Origin of the sequence: Burkholderia savannae, assembly GCF_001524445.2 — a bacterium.
Taxonomy (GTDB): Bacteria; Pseudomonadota; Gammaproteobacteria; order Burkholderiales; family Burkholderiaceae; genus Burkholderia; species Burkholderia savannae.
This window is the reverse complement of sequence record NZ_CP013417.1, coordinates 1,998,322-2,020,406: the sequence shown is the minus strand read 5'-3', so window position 1 is coordinate 2,020,406 and position 22,085 is coordinate 1,998,322. Positions and strand designations below refer to the sequence as shown.

General features: G+C 70.7%; 18 protein-coding genes and 1 pseudogene. 14 read left to right on the top strand and 5 right to left on the bottom strand.

Translation table 11 applies throughout. The annotated features are described in order from the left end of the window. Positions 1-27: 27 nt before the first annotated feature. Genes WS78_RS09895 through capA form a run of 3 tightly spaced genes read right to left on the bottom strand, consistent with a single transcriptional unit; the run spans position 28 to position 2,627 of the window. A complete protein-coding gene (locus WS78_RS09895; protein ID WP_059575010.1) occupies positions 28-1,776 on the bottom strand; it encodes a lasso peptide isopeptide bond-forming cyclase in 1,749 nt (582 codons plus the stop codon). Next, positions 1,712-2,431 (bottom strand): lasso peptide biosynthesis B2 protein, encoded by a 720-nt coding sequence (locus WS78_RS09890; RefSeq protein ID WP_038743076.1) that lies wholly within the window; start codon positions 2,429-2,431, stop codon positions 1,712-1,714. Before WS78_RS09890 ends, WS78_RS09895 begins: the two co-directional genes overlap by 65 nt. Before the next feature lie 52 nt (positions 2,432-2,483). Next, complete coding sequence (capA, locus tag WS78_RS35740) at positions 2,484-2,627, bottom strand: capistruin family lasso peptide (RefSeq protein ID WP_145986771.1); 144 nt, start codon at positions 2,625-2,627, stop codon at positions 2,484-2,486. Between the two features lie 573 nt (positions 2,628-3,200). On the opposite strand from capA, the gene WS78_RS09880 reads away from it, so the two are divergent. The 7 genes and pseudogenes from WS78_RS09880 to WS78_RS09845 all read left to right on the top strand — a co-directional run bounded on the left by WS78_RS09880 (position 3,201) and on the right by WS78_RS09845 (position 11,659). Then, on the top strand, positions 3,201-4,190 hold the full coding sequence (locus WS78_RS09880) for an AraC family transcriptional regulator (protein WP_038743075.1): 990 nt from the start codon (positions 3,201-3,203) through the stop codon (positions 4,188-4,190). 99 nt (positions 4,191-4,289) lie between these two features. Then, positions 4,290-5,240, top strand: a complete 951-nt coding sequence (locus WS78_RS09875) for a substrate-binding domain-containing protein (protein ID WP_059575009.1) — start codon at positions 4,290-4,292, stop codon at positions 5,238-5,240. Beyond that, positions 5,234-6,895, top strand: coding sequence for a sugar ABC transporter ATP-binding protein (locus WS78_RS09870; RefSeq protein WP_394335878.1), 1,662 nt, complete (start codon positions 5,234-5,236; stop codon positions 6,893-6,895). The genes WS78_RS09875 and WS78_RS09870 overlap by 7 nt, the downstream gene beginning before the upstream one ends. After that, a pseudogene (locus tag WS78_RS09865) lies at positions 6,888-7,893 on the top strand (ABC transporter permease). Before WS78_RS09870 ends, WS78_RS09865 begins: the two are co-directional and overlap by 8 nt. Positions 7,894-8,247: 354 nt before the next feature. Continuing rightward, complete coding sequence (locus tag WS78_RS09855; RefSeq protein ID WP_059575005.1) at positions 8,248-9,339, top strand: alcohol dehydrogenase catalytic domain-containing protein; 1,092 nt, start codon at positions 8,248-8,250, stop codon at positions 9,337-9,339. Between the two features lie 32 nt (positions 9,340-9,371). Continuing rightward, positions 9,372-10,916: an FGGY-family carbohydrate kinase gene (locus WS78_RS09850; RefSeq protein ID WP_059575003.1), complete on the top strand. Its 1,545-nt coding sequence runs from the start codon at positions 9,372-9,374 to the stop codon at positions 10,914-10,916. Next, on the top strand, positions 10,913-11,659 hold the full coding sequence (locus WS78_RS09845) for an SDR family oxidoreductase (protein WP_059575001.1): 747 nt from the start codon (positions 10,913-10,915) through the stop codon (positions 11,657-11,659). The genes WS78_RS09850 and WS78_RS09845 overlap by 4 nt, the downstream gene beginning before the upstream one ends. Before the next feature lie 129 nt (positions 11,660-11,788). Here the strand turns inward: WS78_RS09845 and WS78_RS09840 are convergent, their stop codons facing one another. Next, positions 11,789-12,436, bottom strand: a complete 648-nt coding sequence (locus WS78_RS09840; RefSeq protein WP_038743068.1) for an aspartate/glutamate racemase family protein — start codon at positions 12,434-12,436, stop codon at positions 11,789-11,791. Between the two features lie 201 nt (positions 12,437-12,637). On the opposite strand from WS78_RS09840, the gene WS78_RS09835 reads away from it, so the two are divergent. The 7 genes from WS78_RS09835 to WS78_RS09805 all read left to right on the top strand — a co-directional run bounded on the left by WS78_RS09835 (position 12,638) and on the right by WS78_RS09805 (position 19,687). After that, the gene (locus WS78_RS09835) at positions 12,638-13,285 is read left to right on the top strand and encodes an RNA polymerase factor sigma-70 (RefSeq protein ID WP_059574999.1); all 648 of its coding nucleotides are present in this window, start codon (positions 12,638-12,640) and stop codon (positions 13,283-13,285) included. 87 nt (positions 13,286-13,372) lie between these two features. After that, complete coding sequence (locus tag WS78_RS09830; RefSeq protein ID WP_038743066.1) at positions 13,373-13,615, top strand: MbtH family protein; 243 nt, start codon at positions 13,373-13,375, stop codon at positions 13,613-13,615. A gap of 40 nt (positions 13,616-13,655) precedes the next feature. Continuing rightward, positions 13,656-14,672, top strand: coding sequence for a TauD/TfdA family dioxygenase (locus tag WS78_RS09825; protein ID WP_059574997.1), 1,017 nt, complete (start codon positions 13,656-13,658; stop codon positions 14,670-14,672). A gap of 14 nt (positions 14,673-14,686) precedes the next feature. Beyond that, positions 14,687-15,634, top strand: coding sequence for an ABC transporter ATP-binding protein (locus WS78_RS09820; RefSeq protein ID WP_059574994.1), 948 nt, complete (start codon positions 14,687-14,689; stop codon positions 15,632-15,634). Further along, positions 15,631-17,742, top strand: a complete 2,112-nt coding sequence (gene fhuB / locus WS78_RS09815; RefSeq protein WP_059574993.1) for a Fe(3+)-hydroxamate ABC transporter permease FhuB — start codon at positions 15,631-15,633, stop codon at positions 17,740-17,742. Before WS78_RS09820 ends, fhuB begins: the two co-directional genes overlap by 4 nt. After that, a complete protein-coding gene (gene fhuF, locus WS78_RS09810) occupies positions 17,739-18,545 on the top strand; it encodes a siderophore-iron reductase FhuF (protein ID WP_059574990.1) in 807 nt (268 codons plus the stop codon). The genes fhuB and fhuF overlap by 4 nt, the downstream gene beginning before the upstream one ends. After that, entirely contained in the window at positions 18,476-19,687 is a 1,212-nt protein-coding gene (locus WS78_RS09805; RefSeq protein ID WP_226377226.1) for an ABC transporter substrate-binding protein, read from the top strand. The genes fhuF and WS78_RS09805 overlap by 70 nt, the downstream gene beginning before the upstream one ends. Before the next feature lie 319 nt (positions 19,688-20,006). Here WS78_RS09805 and WS78_RS09800 read toward each other — a convergent pair whose 3' ends face one another. After that, entirely contained in the window at positions 20,007-21,758 is a 1,752-nt protein-coding gene (locus WS78_RS09800) for a cyclic peptide export ABC transporter (RefSeq protein WP_059574986.1), read from the bottom strand. Positions 21,759-22,085 lie beyond the last annotated feature (327 nt).

Genomic DNA, 22,085 nt, shown 5'->3' with positions numbered 1-22,085 from the left:
TCATGCGGGGCGCGGCCAAACGCTTCGTCAGCATGCCACAACGCGCCGGTTCGCGACGAAATTCTGCCAGGATGCGCAAAAAACCTCCACGCACCCGACGAGCGCGAGGCTGATCGCGGCCGCATTCTGACCGACGCGCACCGCCTTGAGCGCGTGTTCGAGTTCGGCCTCGTCGATCCTGCCGCTTCGCATCAGCACGCCGTCGCGGATCAATGCGCGAAAAGCGTCGTCATGCGACACGATCCCTTTCACGAAGCCGATGCCGAACGACCCCTTGGTTCTGCGCCACAGCACGTCGACGGGCGTGTGCGCCGAGGCGATCTCGCGCAGCACGATCCGGTCGTTCCGGTGATCGAAGCTGTCGTAGCTCGGAAGGCCGAATGTCGCCTCGACGACCGGCTGCGCGAGATACGGATTGAGCCGGCTCGTATACGCGGCGTCGGTGACGGGCGTCATGATCGACACGAACCGGTCGAGCACCGAGATCGACTCGTCGGACGGCGCGTCCGCGCGCAGGTCCCGCCGCGTGCGGCCGCGCGCCTGCCGGGCCGCGGCGCGCGGCGCGAACAGCTTCGACATCGTCGGCTGCGACACCGACGCGTCCCGCCCGAACAGCCGCCTTCTCAGCGCGATCTTCGCCGCCATCAGCAGGATGCGCGGAATCGAGTCGTTGTGAAGCGTCGCGAGCTTCTCCGCCGTGCGAAGCGCGAACGACCATCCTTTGCCGCGAAGCGCGTCGAGCACCGCGTTCGCGTCCGGCACCGCCTTGAACAGCAGATCGCCGCCCTGGCCCTCGAGCAGCACCGACGAGGGGCCGATCGCGCTCGACACCGCCTTGTCGATGCCGAGAAACAGCATGTCCTGGCTCAGTGCGGCGGGCGGCGTTTGCACGATCCGTTCGGAGAACGGCAAATGGCGGTCGATGTCGATGCAGATGAGTTCCGCGCCGATCGAATCGGCCACGCGCGCCGCCATGTCGCGCTCGTAGAAATCGGGCGACGACGTGGAGAACAGGTGGACGGCCGCGAGCGGCGCGCCCGCGCCGAGCGCCTTGCGCAGCAAGATCGCGCCCGCGGACGAATCGACGCCGCCCGACAGCGCGGCGCACACGTTCGGATGGCTGCTCGCGATGCTCGAATAAACGCCGTCGAGCGCGGCCGCGCACGACGCGCGGATATCGTCGGCCGCGTGCGCGCGCGGAAGCCACGCGCGCTCGATCGTGCATCGCCCGTCGGCGTCGACGACGAGCGCGCATCCGGGCGGCACCGTGCGCACCGCCGCGAATGGCGTTTCGTCGAGCGGGCCGAACTGCGTGCACGCGAATTCGATCAGGTAGTCGAGGTTCCAGTCGATCGACGCGCCGTCGAGCAGGTTCGCCGCCTGCGGATCGACGTCGACGCGGCCGTTCTCGCCGGTCCGGTAATAGAGCCGGACCGAATGCAGCGGGTCGGGCAGGAACAGGCGGCGGCCGCTCGCCGCTTCGTCGAGCACGGCGATGTACGCGCCCCAGACGAAGCGGGTGACGACCTCGCGCGCATCGGGCAGCGTGCGGGCGCGCGCGAGCGCGCGATCGAGGTTCGAGTGCGTGTCGCGCAGGTACGCGCGGCCGCGGCCGCCGGCTTCGAGCAGCGTGACGCCGATCGGCCGGTCGGGGCCGCCTTCGCCGGACAGCAGGCTGCGATAGCCGATTGCATCCGTCCACGCGCGCCGTTCAAGCCGCCAGCCCGAGCGGGGCGGCGCGTTCGTCGGGTCGGGGCGTTCGATAGATTTCGCCATAGCTCTTTTTCAGGTCCGGTTCGTCGCCGCACACGCGCCCGTCGACTTCGACCCAAGCATGGGCGACGAACGGCATCGGCCTCACGCCGATCACGAGTTGAGCGGGCACGTTCTCCCGCCTCAGATGCGTGGCGAGCGCGAGCGACATTTGCAGGCACGTGATGCGAAAGGGCGACCAGATCGACGCGCGCAGAAAGCGCTCGACCGTGTGCGACGCGTCGTTGCCGCGCGCCGGCGCGCCGTTCGCGGGGCGGGCGTCGAGCCGCTCGAGCACGGAAAGCGCGTGAAAGCCGCGCAGCTTGAGCGACGCCGCGCCGCGCACGATGCGCCAGAACGGCAGCCACTCGAAGCCGGACGCGTTGCGCTCGCCGAGCGCCCGGCTTGCCCAGATGCCCGAGTCGAACGTGTCGAAGCCCCACCCGCGGTAATCGGCGATGCGGCTTCGGGCGGGCGCCAGCGCTTCGGCGACGATAATTCGGTCGGATATCAACGGCCCCAATGCGCGCGGCGCATCGATTGGCTTGAAATCCAGATAATGGTCGGAAAAAGCCTTCGCACAGGCTTCGTCATAAAGAAAATAACGCGACCGTCGCATATCGAGTGCGACGATCGCTTGATCGAATACCGCAACATGACAACGGCGGGCTAGCATCATGGCTGTTTGTTCCGGTGGGGCGCGATGCCCCACCGGTTTCACGAATCGCTAATTAATTGAATCCGAAGCGCGAAATGACGCGATTGTCCGGCGTTTGGAAGCCCGGCGTGCCGTGCGTCGAGGAAACCGCGTCCAGGCTGACGCCGCTGGAGCCTTGGGCCGTGATACGGAGAAGCTTCGCCAAAAGTCGAACCATTTTAATCTCCTAAAAAGTATCGAATTCGCCAACCTCCTTACGTGTTAGTAAGGTGCCGGCGTTAGGTTTATAGCATCGCCCGGAAGGAAATTCAATCGGAATATCCTTTTCTTTTCGGAAGTAATTTTATATACGCGAATTCGATAATTTATCTCGTGCGGACGATTTATCTTTGATTGAAAATGGAAATCCGGATTTGTCGACTGAATTCCGGAATTTGGAAACAAAATAATATTCGCATTGCTTATCGGCGATCGCGCTTTCGCGATCACGGAGATCGGCGCGCCCGGCAGCGCCGGGCAATCCCGCCGAACTGCCGCGCCCGGCGATGCGTCAGCGCGCCGCCGGCCGCGCGCGAAGCCTGCTGCTTCGCACCAAATTTGACGCCCGCGCCCTCCGCATTCGTCCAATTTCAAAAAAATACCAGTCGGGTGTCTGATTTTTAGTGGCCCGCCGCACGGTCGGCGGCTATCGTTCGCACTACACAAGACGAACGGCGAAAGGCGCTGGCCCGATGCGCGCCGCACCGGAGACGCGCCCCGCGCGCCGTGGCCTGGAGAATAGGAGGAGCGAGTGCAGCCCGATCTCGAAGTCGTCGACGTGCGCCGCGGCGAGTCGTTCAAGGCGTGGTCGCATGGCTACCCGTACCGCACCGTGCGGTGGCACTTTCATCCGGAGTTCGAAGTGCATCTGATCGTCGAGACGACGGGCCAGATGTTCGTCGGCGATTACGTCGGCGGCTTCGGGCCCGGCAATCTCGTGCTGATGGGGCCGAACCTGCCGCACAACTGGGTCAGCGACGTGCCGGAAGGCAAGACGATCGCCGAGCGCAATCTCGTCGTGCAGTTCGGCCAGGCGTTCGCCGCGCGCTGCGCGGACAGTTTCACCGAGTGGCGGCACGTCGAGGGGCTGCTCGCCGACGCGCGGCGCGGCGTGCAGTTCGGCGCGCGCACGAGCGACGCGGTCAAGCCGCTCTTCGCCGAGCTGATCCACGCGCGCGGGCTGCGGCGCATCGTGCTGTTCCTGTCGATGCTGCAGCTCCTCGTCGACGCGCCCGATCGCGAGCTGCTCGCGAGCCCCGCGTATGAAGCCGATCCGTCGACCTTCGCGTCGACCCGCATCAACCACGTGCTCGCATACATCGGCAAGAACCTCGCGAACGAATTGCGCGAGACGGATCTCGCGCGGCTCGCCGGGCAGAGCGTGAGCGCGTTCTCGCATTACTTTCGCCGCCACACCGGCCTGCCGTTCGTCCAGTACGTGAACCGGATGCGCATCAATCTCGCGTGCCAGTTGCTGATGGACGGCGACGCGAGCGTCACCGACATCTGCTTCAGGAGCGGCTTCAACAACCTGTCGAACTTCAATCGCCAGTTCCTTGCGGTGAAGGGCATGTCGCCGTCGCGATTTCGCCGCTATCAGGCGCTGAACGATGCGAGCCGCGACGCGTCGGAGGCGGCCGCGCAGCGCGGCGCGGGCATCGCCGACGCGCCGGCGATCGTGCCCGCCGAGCAGGCGCGCGGCGGCGCCCGGCCGACTTCCGAAGTCCTGCTGTCCGGCTGAGCCGGGCCGCGTTCCCGAGCAACCCAGCAGTCACGCGTCTTCGGCGTGCCGCCCGAGCGGCGCGCGGGGCGCGCTCATGCCTAGAAAACGGAGACAACCATGATGCTTACCGCTTCCTCGACGCCGGCCGCCGGCAACCGGGCCGCGCGCGCGCTGCGCGCCACGGCGTTCGCAATCGCGCTCGCCGGCGGCGCGGGCGCCGCGCACGCGGCGCCGCTCAAGATCGGCATGACGTTCCAGGAGCTCAACAATCCGTACTTCGTGACGATGCAAAAGGCGCTCAACGAAGCGGCCGCGTCGATCGGCGCGCAGGTGATCGTCACCGACGCGCATCACGACGTCAGCAAGCAGGTGAGCGACGTCGAGGACATGCTGCAGAAGAAGATCGACATCCTGCTCGTGAATCCGACCGATTCGACGGGCATTCAGTCGGCCGTCGCAGCGGCGAAGAAGGCGGGCGCGGTCGTCGTCGCGGTCGACGCGAACGCGAACGGCCCGGTCGATTCGTTCGTCGGCTCGAAGAATTTCGACGCGGGCGCGATGTCGTGCGACTACCTCGCGAAGGCGATCGGCGGCAGCGGCGAGGTCGCGATCCTCGACGGCATTCCGGTCGTGCCGATCCTCGAGCGCGTGCGCGGCTGCCGCGCGGCGCTCGCGAAATTCCCGAACGTGAAGATCGTCGACGTGCAGAACGGCAAGCAGGAGCGCGCGAGCGCGCTCACCGTCACCGAGAACATGATCCAGGCGCGCCCGTTGCTGAAGGGCATCTTCAGCGTCAACGACGGCGGCTCGATGGGCGCGCTGTCCGCGATCGACGCGTCGGGCAGGGACATCAAGCTCACGAGCGTCGACGGCGCGCCCGAGGCGATCGCCGCGATACAGAAGCCGAACTCGAAGTTCATCGAAACGTCCGCGCAGTTTCCGCGCGACCAGATCCGCCTCGCGATCGGCATCGGGCTCGCGAAGAAGTGGGGCGCCAACGTGCCGAAGACGATTCCGGTCGACGTGAAGCTGATCGACAAGGACAACGCGAAGAGCTTCAGCTGGTGAGCGAGCGAAGCGACGAGGCCGACGGCATGGACGAAGCCATGGACGAAGCGGGCGACGCGCGCCGAGCCGCCGCGGCCGGCGCGCTCGCGCGGACGGACGGCAGGCGCGGCGCGGCGCGCGCGAGCGAGGATGCGATGGACACGATACTGGCGCTGACCGGCATCACGAAGCGGTTTCCGGGCGTCGTTGCGCTGCGGGGGATCGATCTGCGCGTCGCGCGCGGCGAAATTCACGCGCTGCTCGGCGAGAACGGCGCGGGCAAGTCGACGCTGATGAAGATCCTGTGCGGCATCTACGAGCCGGACGAAGGCACGATCACGATCGACGGCGCGCCGCGCCGCTTCGCGAACTATCACGACGCGATCGCGGCCGGCGTGGGCATCGTGTTCCAGGAGTTCAGCCTGATTCCGGATCTGAACGCGGTCGACAATCTGTTCCTCGGCCGCGAGTGGCGCAACCGGCTCGGGCTGCGAGACCGCGCGCGGATGCGCCGCGCGGCGGCGGACATTTTCGCGCGGCTCGGCGTCGCGATCGATCTGTCGGCGCCGGTGCGCGAGCTGTCGGTCGCGCAGCAGCAGTTCGTCGAGATCGGCAAGGCGCTGTCGCTCGACGCGCGGATTCTGATCCTCGACGAGCCGACCGCGACGCTCACGCCCGCCGAGGCCGCGCATCTGTTCGGCGTGATGCGCGAGCTCAAGCGCCAGGGCGTCGCGATGATCTTCATCTCGCATCATCTCGACGAGATCTTCGAGGTGGGCGACCGGATCACCGTGCTGCGCGACGGGCAGTACGTCGGCACGACGGAGTGCGCGCGCATCGACGTCGGCGCGCTCGTCGAGATGATGGTGGGCCGGCGGATCGACAACACCTTTGCGCCGAAGCCGCGCCTCGCGCGCGACGCCGCGCTCGTGCTCGAAGTCGACGCGCTGCAGGTGCGCGAGGACGGCCCCGTGAACCGCTTCGCGCTGCGCGAGGGCGAGATCCTCGGCTTCGCGGGCCTCGTCGGCTCGGGGCGCACGTCGAGCGCGCTCGCGCTGATCGGCGCGAAGCCCGCGCGCGTGCGGCAGATGCGCGTGCGCGGCCGCGCGGTGCGCTTGGCGGACCCCGCCGACGCGCTCGCCGCAGGCATCGGCATCCTGCCGGAGAGCCGCAAGACGGAAGGGCTCATCACCGCATTCTCGATCCGGCACAACGTGGCGATCAACAACCTCGGCAAGCACCGCAGCCTGCGCTGGTTCATCGACGCGGGAGCCGAGACGCGCGCGACGCGCGAGCTGATGAAGCGGCTCGGCGTGAAGGCGCCGACGCCCGAGACGCGCGTGGATACGCTCTCGGGCGGCAACCAGCAGAAGGTCGTGATCGCGCGCTGGCTGAACCACCACACGCGAATCCTGATCTTCGACGAGCCGACGCGCGGCATCGACATCGGCGCGAAGGCCGAGATCTATCAACTGATGCGCGAGCTGACCGCGCGCGGCTATTCGATCGTGCTGATCTCGAGCGAGCTGCCGGAGATCGTCGGGATGTGCGATCGCGTCGCGGTGTTCCGGCAGGGCCGCATCGAGGCGATCCTCGACGGCGACGCGATCGATCCGAACACGGTGATGACTTATGCGACTTCAGACGTACGCGGAGCGAATCATGAACATGCATGAGCGGACGACGCCGCCGTCGTCTTCCTCTTCCGCGCCCGCCGCCGCCCGCCGGCGCGCGCGCGCGGCGCGCGTTCGCCGCGCTCAGGCGCTCGACGACGTTCTATCCGCTCGTCGGGCTCGCCGTCGTGTGCGTCGCGATGATGTTCGCGAGCGAGAGCTTCCTGAGCGCCGCGAACCTCGAGAACGTGCTGCGGCAGGTGTCGATCAACGCGATCATCGGCGTGGGGATGACCTGCGTGATCCTGACGGGCGGCATCGACCTGTCGGTCGGCTCGGTGATGGCGCTGTCGGGCACGCTGACGGCGGGCCTGCTCGTCGCGGGCGTGAACGGCGCGTTGGCGCTCGCCGCGGGCGTCGGCGCCGGCGTCGCGCTCGGCGCGGCGAACGGCTTTTTCGTCGCGTTCGCCGGCATGCCGCCCATCATCGTCACGCTCGCGACGATGGGCATCGCGCGCGGCCTCGCGCTCATCTACACGGGCGGCTATCCGATCGACGGGTTGCCCGACTGGGTCCGCTTCTTCGGCAGCGGCAACGTGCTCGGCGTGCAGACGCCCGTCGTCGCGATGCTCGCCGTCTACGCGCTCGCGTGGCTCATGCTGGAGCGCATGCCGTTCGGCCGCTACGTGTACGCGATCGGCGGCAACGAACACGCGACGCGGCTCTCCGGCGTGCGCGTCGCGCGCGTGAAGCTCGTCGTCTACACGTTCGCGGGGCTCACGTCCGCGCTCGCCGCGCTCGTGCTGACGGGACGCCTGATGAGCGGGCAGCCGAACGCGGGCGTCGGCTTCGAGCTCGACGCGATCGCGGCCGTCGTGATGGGCGGCACGTCGATCGCGGGCGGGCGCGGCGCGATCGTCGGCACGCTCGTCGGCGCGTTGCTGCTCGGCGTGCTGAACAACGGCCTGAACATGATCGGCGTGAATCCGTACGTGCAGAACGTGATCAAGGGCGGAATCATCCTGCTCGCGATCTACATCGGCCGCGAGCGGCGCAAGTGATGCACTTGACGCAAGTGACGCACGCGATGCGCACGCTGCGCGCGGCGGCGACGCGTACGGCGCGCGTCGCGCACTTCATGCACTCAACGCACCCAATGCACCCAATGCACCCAATGCACCCAACGCGCGTCGCGCACCTCACGTGCGTCATGCACGTCATGCGCCGCGCCGCGCCGCGTCGCGGCAAGCGGCGGCCGATGCGGCTTGCGCCGCGCGGGCCGCACACGTGACGTACGCGGCGCGCGGAACGCCGAGCACGCGCGCCTCGCGCATCGGCCGCCCGGGCGTTGCCCGCTCGCCGGCCGTTTCATCCGGCATCCCTTTTCATCGAACCCAGCCAGACAAGCCCAGACCATGACGAATCGAGACAACGAAACCCGGCAGATGACGGCGATCGTCTGCCACGCCCCCGAGGACTACCGCGTCGAGCGCGTCGCGAAGCCGCGCGCGCGCACGCGCGAGCTCGTGATCCGCATCGGCGCGTGCGGGATCTGCGCGAGCGACTGCAAGTGCCATTCCGGCGCGAAGATGTTCTGGGGCGGCCCGAGCCCGTGGGTCAAGGCGCCCGTGATTCCCGGCCACGAGTTTTTCGGCTACGTCGAGGAACTGGGCGAGGGCGCGGCCGAGCACTTCGGCGTCGCGCTCGGCGATCGCGTGATCGCCGAGCAGATCGTGCCGTGCGGCAAGTGCCGCTATTGCAAGTCGGGCGAGTACTGGATGTGCGAGGTCCACCACATCTTCGGCTTTCAGCGCGAGGTAGCCGACGGCGGGATGGCCGAATACATGCGGATTCCGCCGAACGCGATCGTCCACAAGATCCCGCTCGGCATCTCGCTCGAGGATGCCGCGATCATCGAGCCGCTCGCGTGCGCGATCCACACCGTGAATCGCGGCGACATCCAGCTCGACGACGTCGTCGTGATCGCGGGCGCGGGGCCGCTCGGCCTGATGATGACGCAGGTCGCGAGGCTGAAGACGCCCAAGCGGCTCGTCGTGATCGATCTCGTCGCCGAGCGGCTCGCGCTCGCGCGCGAGTACGGCGCGGACGTGACGATCGATCCGGCGCGCGAGGATGCGCTCGCGATCATCCGCGACCTGACGGGCGGTTACGGCTGCGACGTCTACATCGAGACGACCGGCGTGCCCGCGGGCGTCACGCAAGGCATGGACCTCATCCGCAAGCTCGGCCGCTTCGTCGAGTTCTCGGTGTTCGGCAAGGACACGACGCTCGACTGGTCGATCATCGGCGATCGCAAGGAGCTCGACGTGCGCGGCGCGCATCTCGGCCCGTATTGCTATCCTGTCGCGATCGATCTGCTCGCGCGCGGGCTCGTCACGTCGACGGGCATCGTCACGCACGGCTTCTCGCTCGAAGAGTGGGACGAGGCGATCCGGGTCGCGAATTCGCTCGACTCGGTCAAGGTGCTGATGAAGCCGCGCGGCTGACCGCGCGCCGCTCACCGAAACGCGGAGGCGACATGGAATGCGTGATTGGTGTCGACATCGGCACCCAGAGCACGAAGGCGATCTTGGCCGGCGTCGACGGCGCGATCGTCGCGCAGCACGCCGTGGCGTACCGGCCGGACACGCCGAAACCGCTGTGGGCCGAGCAGTGGCCCGCCGTGTGGTTCGACGCGGTGCGCGAATGCATCGCGCGCGTGGCGGCCGACGCGCGCGCGGCGGGCATCGGCGCGGCGTCGATCAAGGCGCTTTGCGTGAGCAGCCTGTACGGCGGCTCGGGCATTCCGGTCGATCGCGACATGCGGCCGCTCCATCCGTGCCTCATCTGGATGGACCGGCGCGCGACCGACGAAGTCGACTGGGTGCGCGCGCACGTCGACGTCGAGCGGCTCGGCGAGATCACGGGCAACGGCGTCGACAGCTACTACGGCTACACGAAGATGCTTTGGCTGCGGCACAAGCGGCCCGACGTGTGGGCGAACGTCCGCTACTTCGTGCCGCCGAACGCGTACGTCGCGTATCTGCTGACGGGCGAGCTCGCGGTCGACCACAGCGCGGCGGGCAACATCGGCGGCGTCTACGATCTGGGCCGCCGCGATTGGTCCGACGAGGCGCTCGACATGCTCGGCATCCCGGCGACGATGATGCCGGAGCGGCTCGTCGATTCCGACGCGGCGGTGGGCTGGCTGCTCGCGCGATGGGCAGACGAGCTCGGCCTCGCGGCCGGCACGCCCGTCATCGCGGGCGGCGCCGACGCGGCCGTCGCGACGTTCGCGGCGGGCGCCGCGCGCCGAGGCCGGCACGTCGCGATGATCGGCACGAGCATGTGCTGGGGCTACATCGCCGAGACGACCGACGCGCGGCGCGGCCTCGTCAGCATGCCGCACGTGTTCGACGGCCGGCGCGACCTGTACGTGTTCGGCGGCGCGATCGCGGCGGGCGCGTCGGTGTCGTGGTTTCGCGAGCAGTTCTGCCACGCGGAGATCGAGGCCGCGCGCGCGAGCCCGGGCGGCGACGCACATCGCCTGCTCGAAGCCGCCGCCGCACAGGTGAGCGCGGGCAGCGACGGCGTGATGTTCCTGCCGTACCTGATGGGCGAGCGCAGCCCCGTGTGGGACGCGAAGGCGAGCGGCGCGTTCGTCGGCCTGTCGCTTTATCACACGCGCGCGCATCTGTATCGCGCGGTGCTCGAAGGCGTCACGTACGCGCTCAGGCACAACATCGCGGCGGGCGCGGCCGGCGCGCTCGCGCTCGACGAGCGGCTCGTCGTGGTCGGCGGCGCCGCGCATTCGGATCTATGGATGCAGACCGTCGCGGACATCACGGGCTACCCGGTGTGGACGATCGCCGAGGACGTCGAAGCCGCGATGGGCGCGGCGCTGCTCGCGGCGCTCGGCGCGGGGCTCGTGTCGCGCGCCGCCGCGCGGCGCGGCTGGGTCACGCTCGCCGAGCGCGCGCGCCCTGACGCGCGGCGCACGGCGCTTCACGACGCGCGCTTCTCGCTCTACGCCGGGCTCTACCCGGCGCTCAAGCCCTTCATGCACGGATTGCAGACATCATGAGCGTCGCCTTCGATTTCAACGGCCGGTCGTTTCTCGTGACGGGCGCGTCGAGCGGGATCGGCCGCGCGACGGCGGTTGCGCTGCGCGGCTGCGGCGCGCGCGTCGTCGCGGCGGCGCGCAATCGGGGCGCGCTCGGGCGGCTCGCGGACGAGACCGGCTGCGAGCCGCTCGAGCTCGACGTCGGCGACGACGCATCGGTGAGCGCGGCGTTTTCCGGCGAGCGGGTGCGCGGCGCGTTCGACGGGCTCGTCAACTGCGCGGGCGTGACGAGCCTCGCCGCGGCGATCGACACGACGGCCGACGACTTCGACCGCGTGATGGCCGTCAACGCGCGCGGCGCGTTCGGGGTCGCGCGGCGCGTCGCGCGCGCGATGATCGGCGCGGGGCGCGGCGGCAGCATCGTCAACGTGTCGAGCCAGGCGGCGCTCGTCGCGCTGCCGTCGCATCTGAGCTATTGCGCGTCGAAGGCTGCGCTCGACGCGATGACGCGCGTGCTGTGCGTCGAGCTCGGGCCGCACGGCATCCGCGTGAACAGCGTGAATCCGACCGTCACGCTCACGCCGATGGCCGAGGCGGCGTGGAGCGATCCGGCGCTGAGCCGGCCGATGCTCGCGTCGATTCCGCTCGGGCGCTTCGCGAGCGAAGCGGACGTCGTGGCGCCGATCTTGTTCCTGTTGAGCGATGCGGCCGCGATGGTGAGCGGCGTCGCGCTGCCGGTCGACGGGGGCTACACGGCGCGGTAGCGCGGGCGGTTCGGCGCGTGGCGGGCAATGTGGGTGAAGAGGGCGAAGACGGCGAGGCGCGCCGGACGCCTGGCGCGGGGGCCGCGCACGCCGGCGGGCCCGCTCGCGCCGCCGCGCATCACGAGCACGTCACGCGCGCAGAAGGCTCGCGAGCGCGGCCTGCGGCACCGTGAGCGGCGGCGGCCCGAGCGTCACGTCCGGCGCGGCGATCGCCATCGACGTCTGCGCGAACGCGACGACGTCGAAGCGCTGCGCGTACGCGGCGTCGGCCGCCTGCGCGAGGCGCGCGCGGTAGCCGGCCGCATCGCCCGCATGAAAGCGCGCCCATGCGTCCGGCACGATTCGCACCTCCACTTGCGCGCCCGCGCCGCGCGCCGCCGCTTCGAACAGCCGGCGAGTCGGCCCTTGCGTGCTCGGCGCCGCGCACAGCACGGCAATGCGCCGGCCGGCGCGCGCGCATGCGCGAGCGAGCGCCGCGTCGGCGCGCACGATCGGCGTCGGATGCGCGGCGAGCGCGTCGACGCTCGGCCCGAGCGTCGAGCACGTGAGGAGCGCCGCATCGGCCCCGCGCGCAAGCGCGACGAGCGCCGCGCGGGTCGGCCCGGCGACCGATTCGGGCAGGCCGGCGCCGGCCGCGGCCGCGCGCTCGGCGGCGGCGAGCAGGTCGGAGCGCACGCCGTGCATGAGCGATCCGGGCGCAAGACCGAGCGCGGCGGCCGCCTGTTCGAAGAGCGGCACGTTGCTGTCGGCGGTGTGCAGGCATGCGATGAGCGGCATCGAGGGAAGGGTCGCGACGGACGCGATGGAAAGGGCGGATGCCGCATCGTACCGTCATCGTTGCATCCGCAGCAATGATTGACGACCGAAGCGCCGCAATACGAGATATCCCGCGAGATTATCAGGTTATAAATAAATCAGATTGAGAACGATTCGCGTTTACGTTAGATTGCCGCCATTGAGCAAACATCTGGAGAATCCATGGCGGCAGTGCTCGCCCGGCCGGCGCCGGCAAAACCGTTACCGATCCCCGATTCGCACGCGGTGCTTCCGCCTGGCCCGCGCGCGGCGTCCGCTCCCGCGCACGGCGCGCTCGTGGACGTGCTCGTCGCGAACCGGCCGATGCTCGTCAAGCTCGCGCGCGGCTTCGTCGGCTGCGCGAGCCGGGCCGAGGACGTCGTGCACGACGTGTTCGTCAAGCTCGTCGATTTCCCGAACCAGGAGGCGATCCGGCAGCCGGTCGCATACGTGACGCGGATGGTGCGCAACGCGTCGATCGACGCGTGCCGCCGCCAGACGCTCGAGAACACCTACCACGCCGACGAGGACGACGGCCTCGACGTGCCTTCGCCGGAGCTGTCGCCCGAGGCGGCGCTCGTCGTGCGCGACACGCTGCGCCACGTGTACGACGCGCTCGCGCAACTGCCCGCGCGCAGCCGCGCCGCGTTCGAGATGGTGCGGCTGCGCGAGGAGACGCTGCAAAGCGCCGCGCGCGCGCTGAACGTATCGCAGACGCTCGTCCATTTCATGGTCCGCGACGCCGAGCGGCACTGCATGGCGTGCGTCGACGCGTCCGAGCGCGGGCTCGCATGCCCGGCGTTCTGCGGCGGCCGCGCGCGCGGCCGGTAAAAAAATGCGCGCGCGATTCGTCTATCGAGTAGACGCGGCGCACGCCGTGCGCCGTCCATCCAACTTTTCCAGCGAGCTTTCCCGATCATGACGCAAGCCCAGCCACCCGCGAGCGCGCCGGCCGACGCCGACGACGTCGTCTACGCGGTCGTCGTCAACGACGAAGAGCAGTACTCGATCTGGCCGACGTTCCGCGCGGTGCCGGCCGGCTGGCGCGAAGTCGGCGTGCGCGGCCCGAAGGCCGACTGCCTCGCGCATATCGAGGCCGTGTGGACCGACATGCGTCCCGCGAGCCTGCGCCGTCACCTGGACGCGGCGAACGCGTCGTAAACCGGCGCGCGTCGCGTCCGTATCGCAAGAGGATTCCCGGATGACTCAGCTTTCGATGCCGGCCGTAGCAGCCCGCCCGACGCTCGACGACCTGCGCGTCGAGCCCGGCCTGCCGACCGTCGTGTCGCCGCGCGATGGCGCGGACATCGCGCTGCACGAAGCCGCGCCGCTGTTGCGCGAGATCGCGAACGACGTCGTCGAGCGCGCGGGCGGCGTGCTCTTCACCGGCTTTCGCGTCGCGTCGATCGAGACGTTCCAGCGCTTCGCGGCCGATTTCGGCGATCCGCTGATCGGCTACGAGTTCGCGTCGACGCCGCGCAGCCAGGTGGAGGGCGCGGTCTACACGTCGACCGAATACCCGCCGCACCGCTCGATTCCGCTGCACAACGAGCAGTCGTACACGCGCGAATGGCCGCTGCGGATCTGGTTCCACTGCGCGCTCGCCGCGCGCGCGGGCGGCGCGACGCCGATCGCCGACAGCCGCGCGGTTCTTCGCGCGCTCGATCCGGCGCTCGTCGCACGCTTCGCGCAGCGCGAGCTGCTGTACGTGCGCAACTTCGGGCAAGGGCTCGATCTGCCGTGGCAGCAGGCGTTCGGCACCGGCGATCCGCGCGAAGTCGAGCGCATCTGCGCCGCGCGCGGCATCGACTGCGAATGGCGCGAAGGCGACGACGACGAGCCGCTGCTGCGCACGCGCGAGCGCTGCCAGGCGGTCGCGCGCCATCCGCGCACAGGCGAGCTCGTGTGGTTCAACCAGGCGAATCTCTTTCACCTGTCGGCGCTCGACGAGGACATGCAGGAGGCGCTCGTCGACGCGGTCGGCATCGAGAACGTGCCGCGCAACGTCTATTACGGCGACGGCGCGCCGCTGGAGGCGGACGCGCTCGCGCAGATCCGCGGCGTGCTCGACGGGCAGCGGATCGTGTTTCCGTGGCGGACGGGCGACGTGCTGATGCTCGACAACATGCTGAGCGCACATGCGCGCGATCCGTTCGAGGGGCCGCGCAAGGTCGTGGTCGCGATGGCGCGGAGCTACAGCGAAAAGAAGGGGAGTTAGCGGATGACGAAACAATGAAGAACGAAGCGGTGGCGGCACTCGCGGCGCGTGCGTTGAGTGTCGGCTACCGGGATCATCGGGTGCTCGACGGCCTCGATCTGTCGATCGCGGCGGGGCGCGTGACGGCGCTTTGCGGGCCGAACGGCTGCGGCAAGAGCACGCTGTTGCGCACGCTCGCCGGGCTGCAGCCCGCGCTGGCGGGCGCGGTCGAAGTCGATGGCGCGCCGCTCGGTTCGTACCGGCGGCGCGCGCTTGCGCGCACGCTGACGATGCTCGCGCAGTTCAACCAGATTCCCGCGGGGCTCACGGTGCGCGAGCTCGTCGCGTACGGCCGCTACGCGCACGGACGCTGGCTGCGCGGGCTATCGCGCACCGATCGCGCCGCGATCGACGAAGCGCTCGCGGCGACGGGCCTCGAGCGGGACGCGGCGCGCGACGTCGCCGCGCTGTCGGGCGGCGAGCGGCAGCGCGCGTGGATCGCGATGGCGCTCGCGCAGCAGGCGCCCATCGTGCTGCTCGACGAGCCCACCACCTATCTCGACATCCATCACCAGCTCGACATCCTGCGCGAGTTGCGCCGGCTCAATCGCACGCGCGGCCTCACGATCGTCTGGGTGCTGCACGACCTCAACCAGGCGGCCGCGTACAGCGACGAGATCGTGCTGATGCGCGCGGGCCGGATCGTCGCGCAGGGCACGCCCGACGCGATGCTCGAGCCGCATCATCTGCAGACGGCGTTCGGCGTGACGATGCTGAAGACGTCGCACCCGCTCACGGGCGCGCCGATGTGCGTGCCCGCATACGAAGGCGTGCTCGACGCCGATCCGGCCGCGGGCGTCGGCGAAATCGGCGGCGACGGTGAAGGCGACGCGCGCGGCGAAGACGAGGGGGCCGGGGAATCCGGGGAATCCGCCGCGCGTCGCGCCGACGCGCGTGCGCCGCAACGGGATCTCGCCGCATGACGACGCTCGCCGTCCGCAAGCGCCTGCGCGGCGGCGCGCGCGCGCGCGAAGCGTCGCGCGCGGCGCCGGCGAGCCGCGTCCGCGCGATTGCCGGCGCGCTCATCGCGCTCATCGTCGCCACCGCCGCGATGCGGCTCGCGCCCGAGCTGCGCGCGTGGCTCGCCGCGCCGGACGGCAGCGACGCCGCGCAGCTCGCGCACATCATGCTGTTCGAGCTCGCCGCGCCGCGCGTCGCCGCGGCGCTCGTCGCGGGCGGCTGCCTCGCGGTCGCGGGCGCGCTGTTCCAGTCGCTCACGCGCAACCCGCTTGCCGCGCCCGATCTGCTCGGCATCACGGGCGGCGCGCAGCTCGGCCTGGTCGCCGCGATGCTGGTGCCGGCGCTGGCCGCTCATGCGTCGGTGCCGCTGCTGTTCGTCTGCGGGCTCGCCGCCGCCGGCTGCGTCGCGGCCGCCGCGGGCGGCTGGCGCGCGACGCCGTTGCGGCTCATTCTCGCGGGCAGCGTGTGCATGCTGCTGTTCTCGGCGATCACGACGCTGTTGCTCGCGTTCTTCGAGGAAACGGTCGCCGGCGCGTCGCTGTGGGCGAGCGGTAGCCTGTATCAACCGGGCGCGGCCGGGCTGCGCGACGCGCTGCTGTGGCTCGTCGCGCCGCTCGTCGCGCTGCCGCTCGTGATCCGGCCGCTCGATCCGCTCGCGCTCGGCGACGACGCGGCGGCCGCGGCCGGCGTGCGCGTCGATGCGACGCGGCTCGCGGCGACGCTCGTGGCGGTCGGCTTCGCGAGCGTGGCGGTCAGCATCGCGGGGCCGCTATCGTACGTCGGCCTGATCGCGCCGAACCTGATGCGGCAGGTGCGCGGCGCGAAAGCGTCGAAGCTCGGTGCGCTCGTGCCGCTTGCCGTGCTCGCGGGCGGCGCGCTCGTGCTCGTCACCGACAGCGCGGTGCTCGCGTTCGGCCTCGATTCGACGCTGTCGACGGGTGCCGCGATCGCGTTCGTCGGCACGCCGCTGATGCTCGCGATGATCCGGCGCGGCGCGGCGTGGTCGGGCGCGGCGCAGCAGGCGGCTCACGCGCAGGCGAGCACGCGAGGCGGCGCGCGCGTCGTCCGCGCGCTCGCCGCGCTGCCGTGGCCCGCCGTCGCGGCGCTGCTGCTGTTGACGGGCGCTGCGGCGCTCGCGGCGGGCGCCTCGTTCGGTCCGGTGTGGATCGGCCCCGGGCGCTGGATCGCGGCGCTCGCGCAGCGCGACGACGTCGCGCGAATGATGCTCGAGCTGCGCGTGCCGCGGCTGCTTTGCGCGCTGCTCGCGGGCGCGCTGCTCGGCGCGTCCGGCGTGCTGATGCAGAGCGTCGTGCGCAATCCGCTCGCCGGGCCGGAAGTGCTCGGCGTCACGCAGGGCGCGGGGTTCGCGACGCTCGCCACGCTCGTCGCGTGGCCGCTCGCCGCGCACGGCACGCTCGTCGCCGCGTCGCTCGCGGGCGGCGGCGCCACGCTCGCGCTCACGCTCGCGCTCAATCGCAGGCATCGCTATGCGCCGCTCGCCGTCGCGCTGTCGGGCATCGTGATCGGCACGCTGTGGACGACGCTCGCGCAATGGCTGATCACGCAGGAGAGCGTGCAGCCCGCGCGCTTCGTCGTATGGCTCGTCGGCGGCACGTACGGGCGCAGCTGGGGCGAGGTCGTCGCGCTGCTGCCGTGGTGCGCGCTCGCGCTGCCGGCGCTCGCGCTGCTCGCGAAGCCGCTCGATCTGCTCGCGCTCGGCGACGACCAAGCGGCCGCGCTCGGCTTGCCGATCGCCGCGCTGCGCCCGCTCGTGCTGACGATCGCGACGCTCGCCGCCTGCGCCGCGGTCGCGGCGGTCGGCCCGGTCGGCTTCATCGGGCTGATGGCGCCGCATCTCGCGGCGATGCTCGGCGCGCGCGCGCATGCGACGCGTCTCTGGGTGGCCGCCGCGTGCGGCGCGCTCGTGCTCGCGGCGGCCGACATCGTCGCGCGCACGCTGCTCGCGCCGCGCGAGATTCCGGCCGGCGTGCTGACGGCGCTGATCGGCGCGCCGTATCTGCTCGCGTTGCTGATCGCCGAAGCGCGGCGCGAGCGGCGGGGCGGACGGTGACGGCGCGCGTTCGCGCGACGCGCTTTTCGACGTTCGCGCCGGCATCGATCGCGCATTACCTCGAGCATGTGTGGCTCGGCGCGCCTGACGCGGGCGACGAGCCCGCGCTCGCCGCCGACGGAGGCGAACCGCCGGAGCTGATTCCGGCCGCGGCGCTCGCCGGACGGCGCGACGCGCTCGTCGCCGCGATGGTCGCGCTGTACGGCGGCGACGCGTGCGCGCACGCGCGCGCGCTGCTGTCGCAATGGAGCAAGTACTACTTCAACCTGGCCGCGTCGGCGGGCTTCGCCGCCGCGCTGCTGCTCGGGCGGCCGCTCGACATGACGCCGCAGCGGATGCGCGTCGTGCTGCGCGCCGGCATGCCGAGCGCGCTGATCTTCGACGCCGACGCGCTGCGGCCCGCGCAAGCCGAGCCTGCGCCGCGCTACGCGGCGCTTGTCGACCACCTGCGCGCGACGATCGATTCGCTCGCCGCGCTCGCGAAGCTGTCGCCGCGCGTGCTGTGGGCGAACGCGGGCAACCTGCTCGACTACCTGTTCGAGCAATGCGCGCACGCGCCGCGCGCGGCGGCCGACGCCGCGTGGCTGTTCGGCCCCGTCGACGCGCGCGGCGAAGCGAATCCGCTGCGGTTGCCGGTGCGCCGCGTGAAGCCGTGCTCGGAGCGGCTGCCCGATCCGTTCCGCGCGCGCCGCGTGTGCTGCCTGCGCAATGAAATTCCTGGGGAAGACCAACTGTGTGGAAGCTGTCCGCTGTTGTTGACGATGTGCGACGACGAGCTCGCGAAGCAGGACGCCGCGCATTGACGGCGCGGGCGCGACGCTCGCCGGCCGGCGAGCGCGCGGCATCGTTCGTTCGGGCGATGCCGGTCGCGGGTGCGACGCTCGCGACGCGCGCGTGGCGAGCGCAGCCGTCAATCGGAGCGGCGGGCGGCGCGCGAGGAGCGCCACTGCGGGCCGCCGCCGTCGCGACGCTCACCGTCGTCGCGCTCGCATTCGCACCGCTCGCATACGCCGGCGAGCCGCCCGCCGCCTGCCGGCCGCTCGCCGGCGATCCGACCGTGTCGCAGTTCAGCCGCGCGTTGCCGGTGCGGCCGATGCGCATCATCGTGCTCGAATTCATGTTCGCCGAGGATCTCGCCGCGCTCGGCATCACGCCGGTCGGCATGGCCGATCCCGCGTACTACCCGATCTGGATCGGCTATGACGACGCGCGGCTCGCGCGCGTGCCGGACGTCGGCACGCGGCAGGAGCCGAGCCTGGAGGCGATCGCGGCCGCGAAGCCGGACCTGATCCTGGGCGTCGGGCTGCGGCATGCGCCGATCTTCGACGCGCTGTCGCGAATCGCGCCGACCGTGCTGTTCAAGTACAGCCCGAACTACGTCGAGGACGGCCGGCAGGTCACGCAATTCGACTGGGCGCGCGCGATCCTGCGCACGATCGGCTGCCTGACGGGGCGCGAGCAGCAGGCGCGCGAGGTGTTGGCGCGGGTCGACGCGGGGCTCGCGCGCGACGCCCGGCGGATCGCCGCGGCGGGGCGCGCGGGCGAGCGCGTCGCATGGCTGCAGGAGCTGGGCTTGCCGGATCGCTACTGGGCGTTCACGGGCAACAGCGCGTCGGCGGGCATCGCGCGCGCGCTCGGCCTCGATCCGTGGCCGGGCGAGCCGACGCGCGAGGGCACCGCGTACGTGACCTCGGAGGATCTGCTGAAGCAGCCGGACCTCGCCGTGCTGTTCGTCAGCGCGACGCAGCCGGGCCTGCCGCTCGACGCCAAGCTCGACTCGAAGATCTGGCGGTTCGTGCCGGCGCGCAAGGCGGGCAGGGTCGCGCTCGTCGAGCGGAACATCTGGGGGTTCGGCGGGCCGATGTCGGCGTTGCGGCTCGCCGACGAGATGACGGAGCGGTTGCTGGCGTTGCCGAAACCGGATTCGCGCGCGCAAACGCGGTGACGCTTGCTGTCGTCGTCAACGACCAACAGCCAACGGCCAACGGCTAACGGCTAACGGCTAACGGCTAATGGCTAATGGCTAACTGCTAATGGCAATGGCCGGGGGCCGACGGCGACGGGCTGTGCGACAAGCGCGCTTGCGGATACTCCGTCCCCGGCCGAGGCTCGCTAGGGTGGCAGATTCGGGCGGTTCATTTCAAGTCGTCTCCTTTCGGGAGGGGAACCCGAAAAAAACGCCCGCCCGGCGAACCGGGAGGGCGTCTTGAAACGGCTTCGATTCCGTGGGCCGCGTCACCGACCGACGACGACGCGCCGCGCGCTCACGCTACCGTCGCGTTCTCGTTCGCGAGCGCCGCGTGTCGCGCGCCGTATGTCTCGCTGACGATCTTGCCGTTGTCGAGCTTGAGCACCCGGTCCGCGATCGGGAAGTACCGATCGTCGTGGCTGATCACGACCACCGTCTTGCCGCGCGCGCGCAGCTCCGGCAGCAGTTGCTCGTAGAACACCGCCTTGAACGCCGGGTCCTGATCCGCCGCCCATTCGTCGAACAGATACAGCGGCCGATCCTCGAGATACGCGACGACGAGCGCCAGCCGCTTGCGCTGCCCGGTCGACAGCGCGCGCGTCGAGAACGCGCCGTCGACGACCTGCACCTTGTGGTCGAGCGCGAGTTTCGCGACGAGCGCGTTCGCGCGCGCGTCGGCCTGCGCGCGCGCCGCGTCGTTCGGATCGACGATGCCGAGCAGCGCGTCGAACAGATGGAAATCGTTGAACACGGCCGAGAAGCGCTCGCGGTACGCGGCGCGCTCGGGCAGGCCAACCGGCTTGCCGTCGAGCTCGATCGCGCCGCTTTCCGGCTCGTAGAGGCCCGTGAGCACCTTCGCGAGCGTCGTCTTGCCGCTGCCGTTGCCGCCGACGATGAACACCAGCTCGCCCGGCTTCAGCGTGAGATCGATCGGGCCGACGCGGAACATCCGCTCGTCGCGCTCGTGGAAGTACGAGTGCGTGACGCCGCGCAGCGCGAGCGTGTCGAACGGCGCGTGCGACGCGGATTCGTCGGGCGGCGGGGCCGTGCGCAGCGCGCCGAACTGCGCCATCAGCTTCTCGATGCGCTCGAGCGACACGCGCGCCGCGTTCAGCGTCGGCACGTTGTTGAGCAGCCCGTCGAGCGGCAGCAGCATGAACAGGAACACGACGACGTAGCCGGACGCCGCGGGCGCGTCGCCGCGCACGCCGAGCGCCGGCCAGAACGCCGCGACGCCGAGGAACACGTAGAACAGGAACACGATCCAGCCGACGCCGATCGCGTATGCGCTGAACGCGCGGCGCCGGTGGTCGCGCACTTCGGCGATCGCGGCGCCCAGTTGGCCGTCGACGAACTGGCGCGAGCGCGCCTGGTGCAGCTTCAGCTCCTTCGCGCCCGAAAAGAGCGCGCCGAGATAGCCGAACAGCTTGTCCTGCGAGCGGCCGGCGTCCTCGAGCCACGCGATCGCGCGCTTGTCGCCCGCGTGGTAGCCGAGCGAGCCGACGACGATCGCCGCGACGGCGAGCAGGCACACGGGCCACGACAGCCACGCGAGGTAGCCGAGGCAGCCGAACACGATCGAGCCGTGCATCACGAGGTTCGGCAGCGCGAAGAACAGCATCGACACGTTGGTCGCGTCGTCGGTCAGCACCGACTGGACGGGCGCCGCGCCGATCCGCTCGACGTCCTGCAGTTCGGCCGCCGCGACGCGCCGCGCGACGTGCTCGCGCAGCTGCGCCATCGTGTCCTGCGACAGGCGCGCGAACAGCACGCCCGTCACGATCCGGGTCACGAGCGCGATCACCGCGCACAGGCCGAAGCGCCACGCGAGCATCGCGTCGGCCGCCTGCGGCTCGGACAGCGCGCGGCTCAGCGTCGCGACGAGCAGCACGCTCGACGCGCCGTTCAGCACGCACGCGGCGAGCGCGATCCCGAACGTGCCGCGGGAGCGGTTCAGGAGCGCGAGGATCAGGCGCCGCGCGTACTTCGCGGCGGGTTGGGAATCGGTCGAGGGCGGGGCGTCGAGGCGCCCGGTGGCATCGGTCATCGGCGGAGCACTGGTCAAGAGGAGTCGGAGCGGCGCTTCGGCGCGGCGAAGCGAACGGCGAGGCGTGAGCGCGCCTCTCTGACTGCTAGACGAACGGGCGCGCGCAATCTTTACCCGCGCGGCGTTACCCGCGCGATGCGCCGGCGAACGGCGCAGGCGGCGCCGCTGCCCGCCGGCTCGGGAAGCGAGGCCGACGTGCCGCGCATCGGGCGTCGCGCCCGGCACGCGTGCGAGTGCGGGCGGGCGCGGGCGAGGCAGGGCGAGGTAAACAACTCGGTAAAAAATTTCGCGCGTGATTCGTCTCACTGTTGAAGCGGCCCTCTCGCG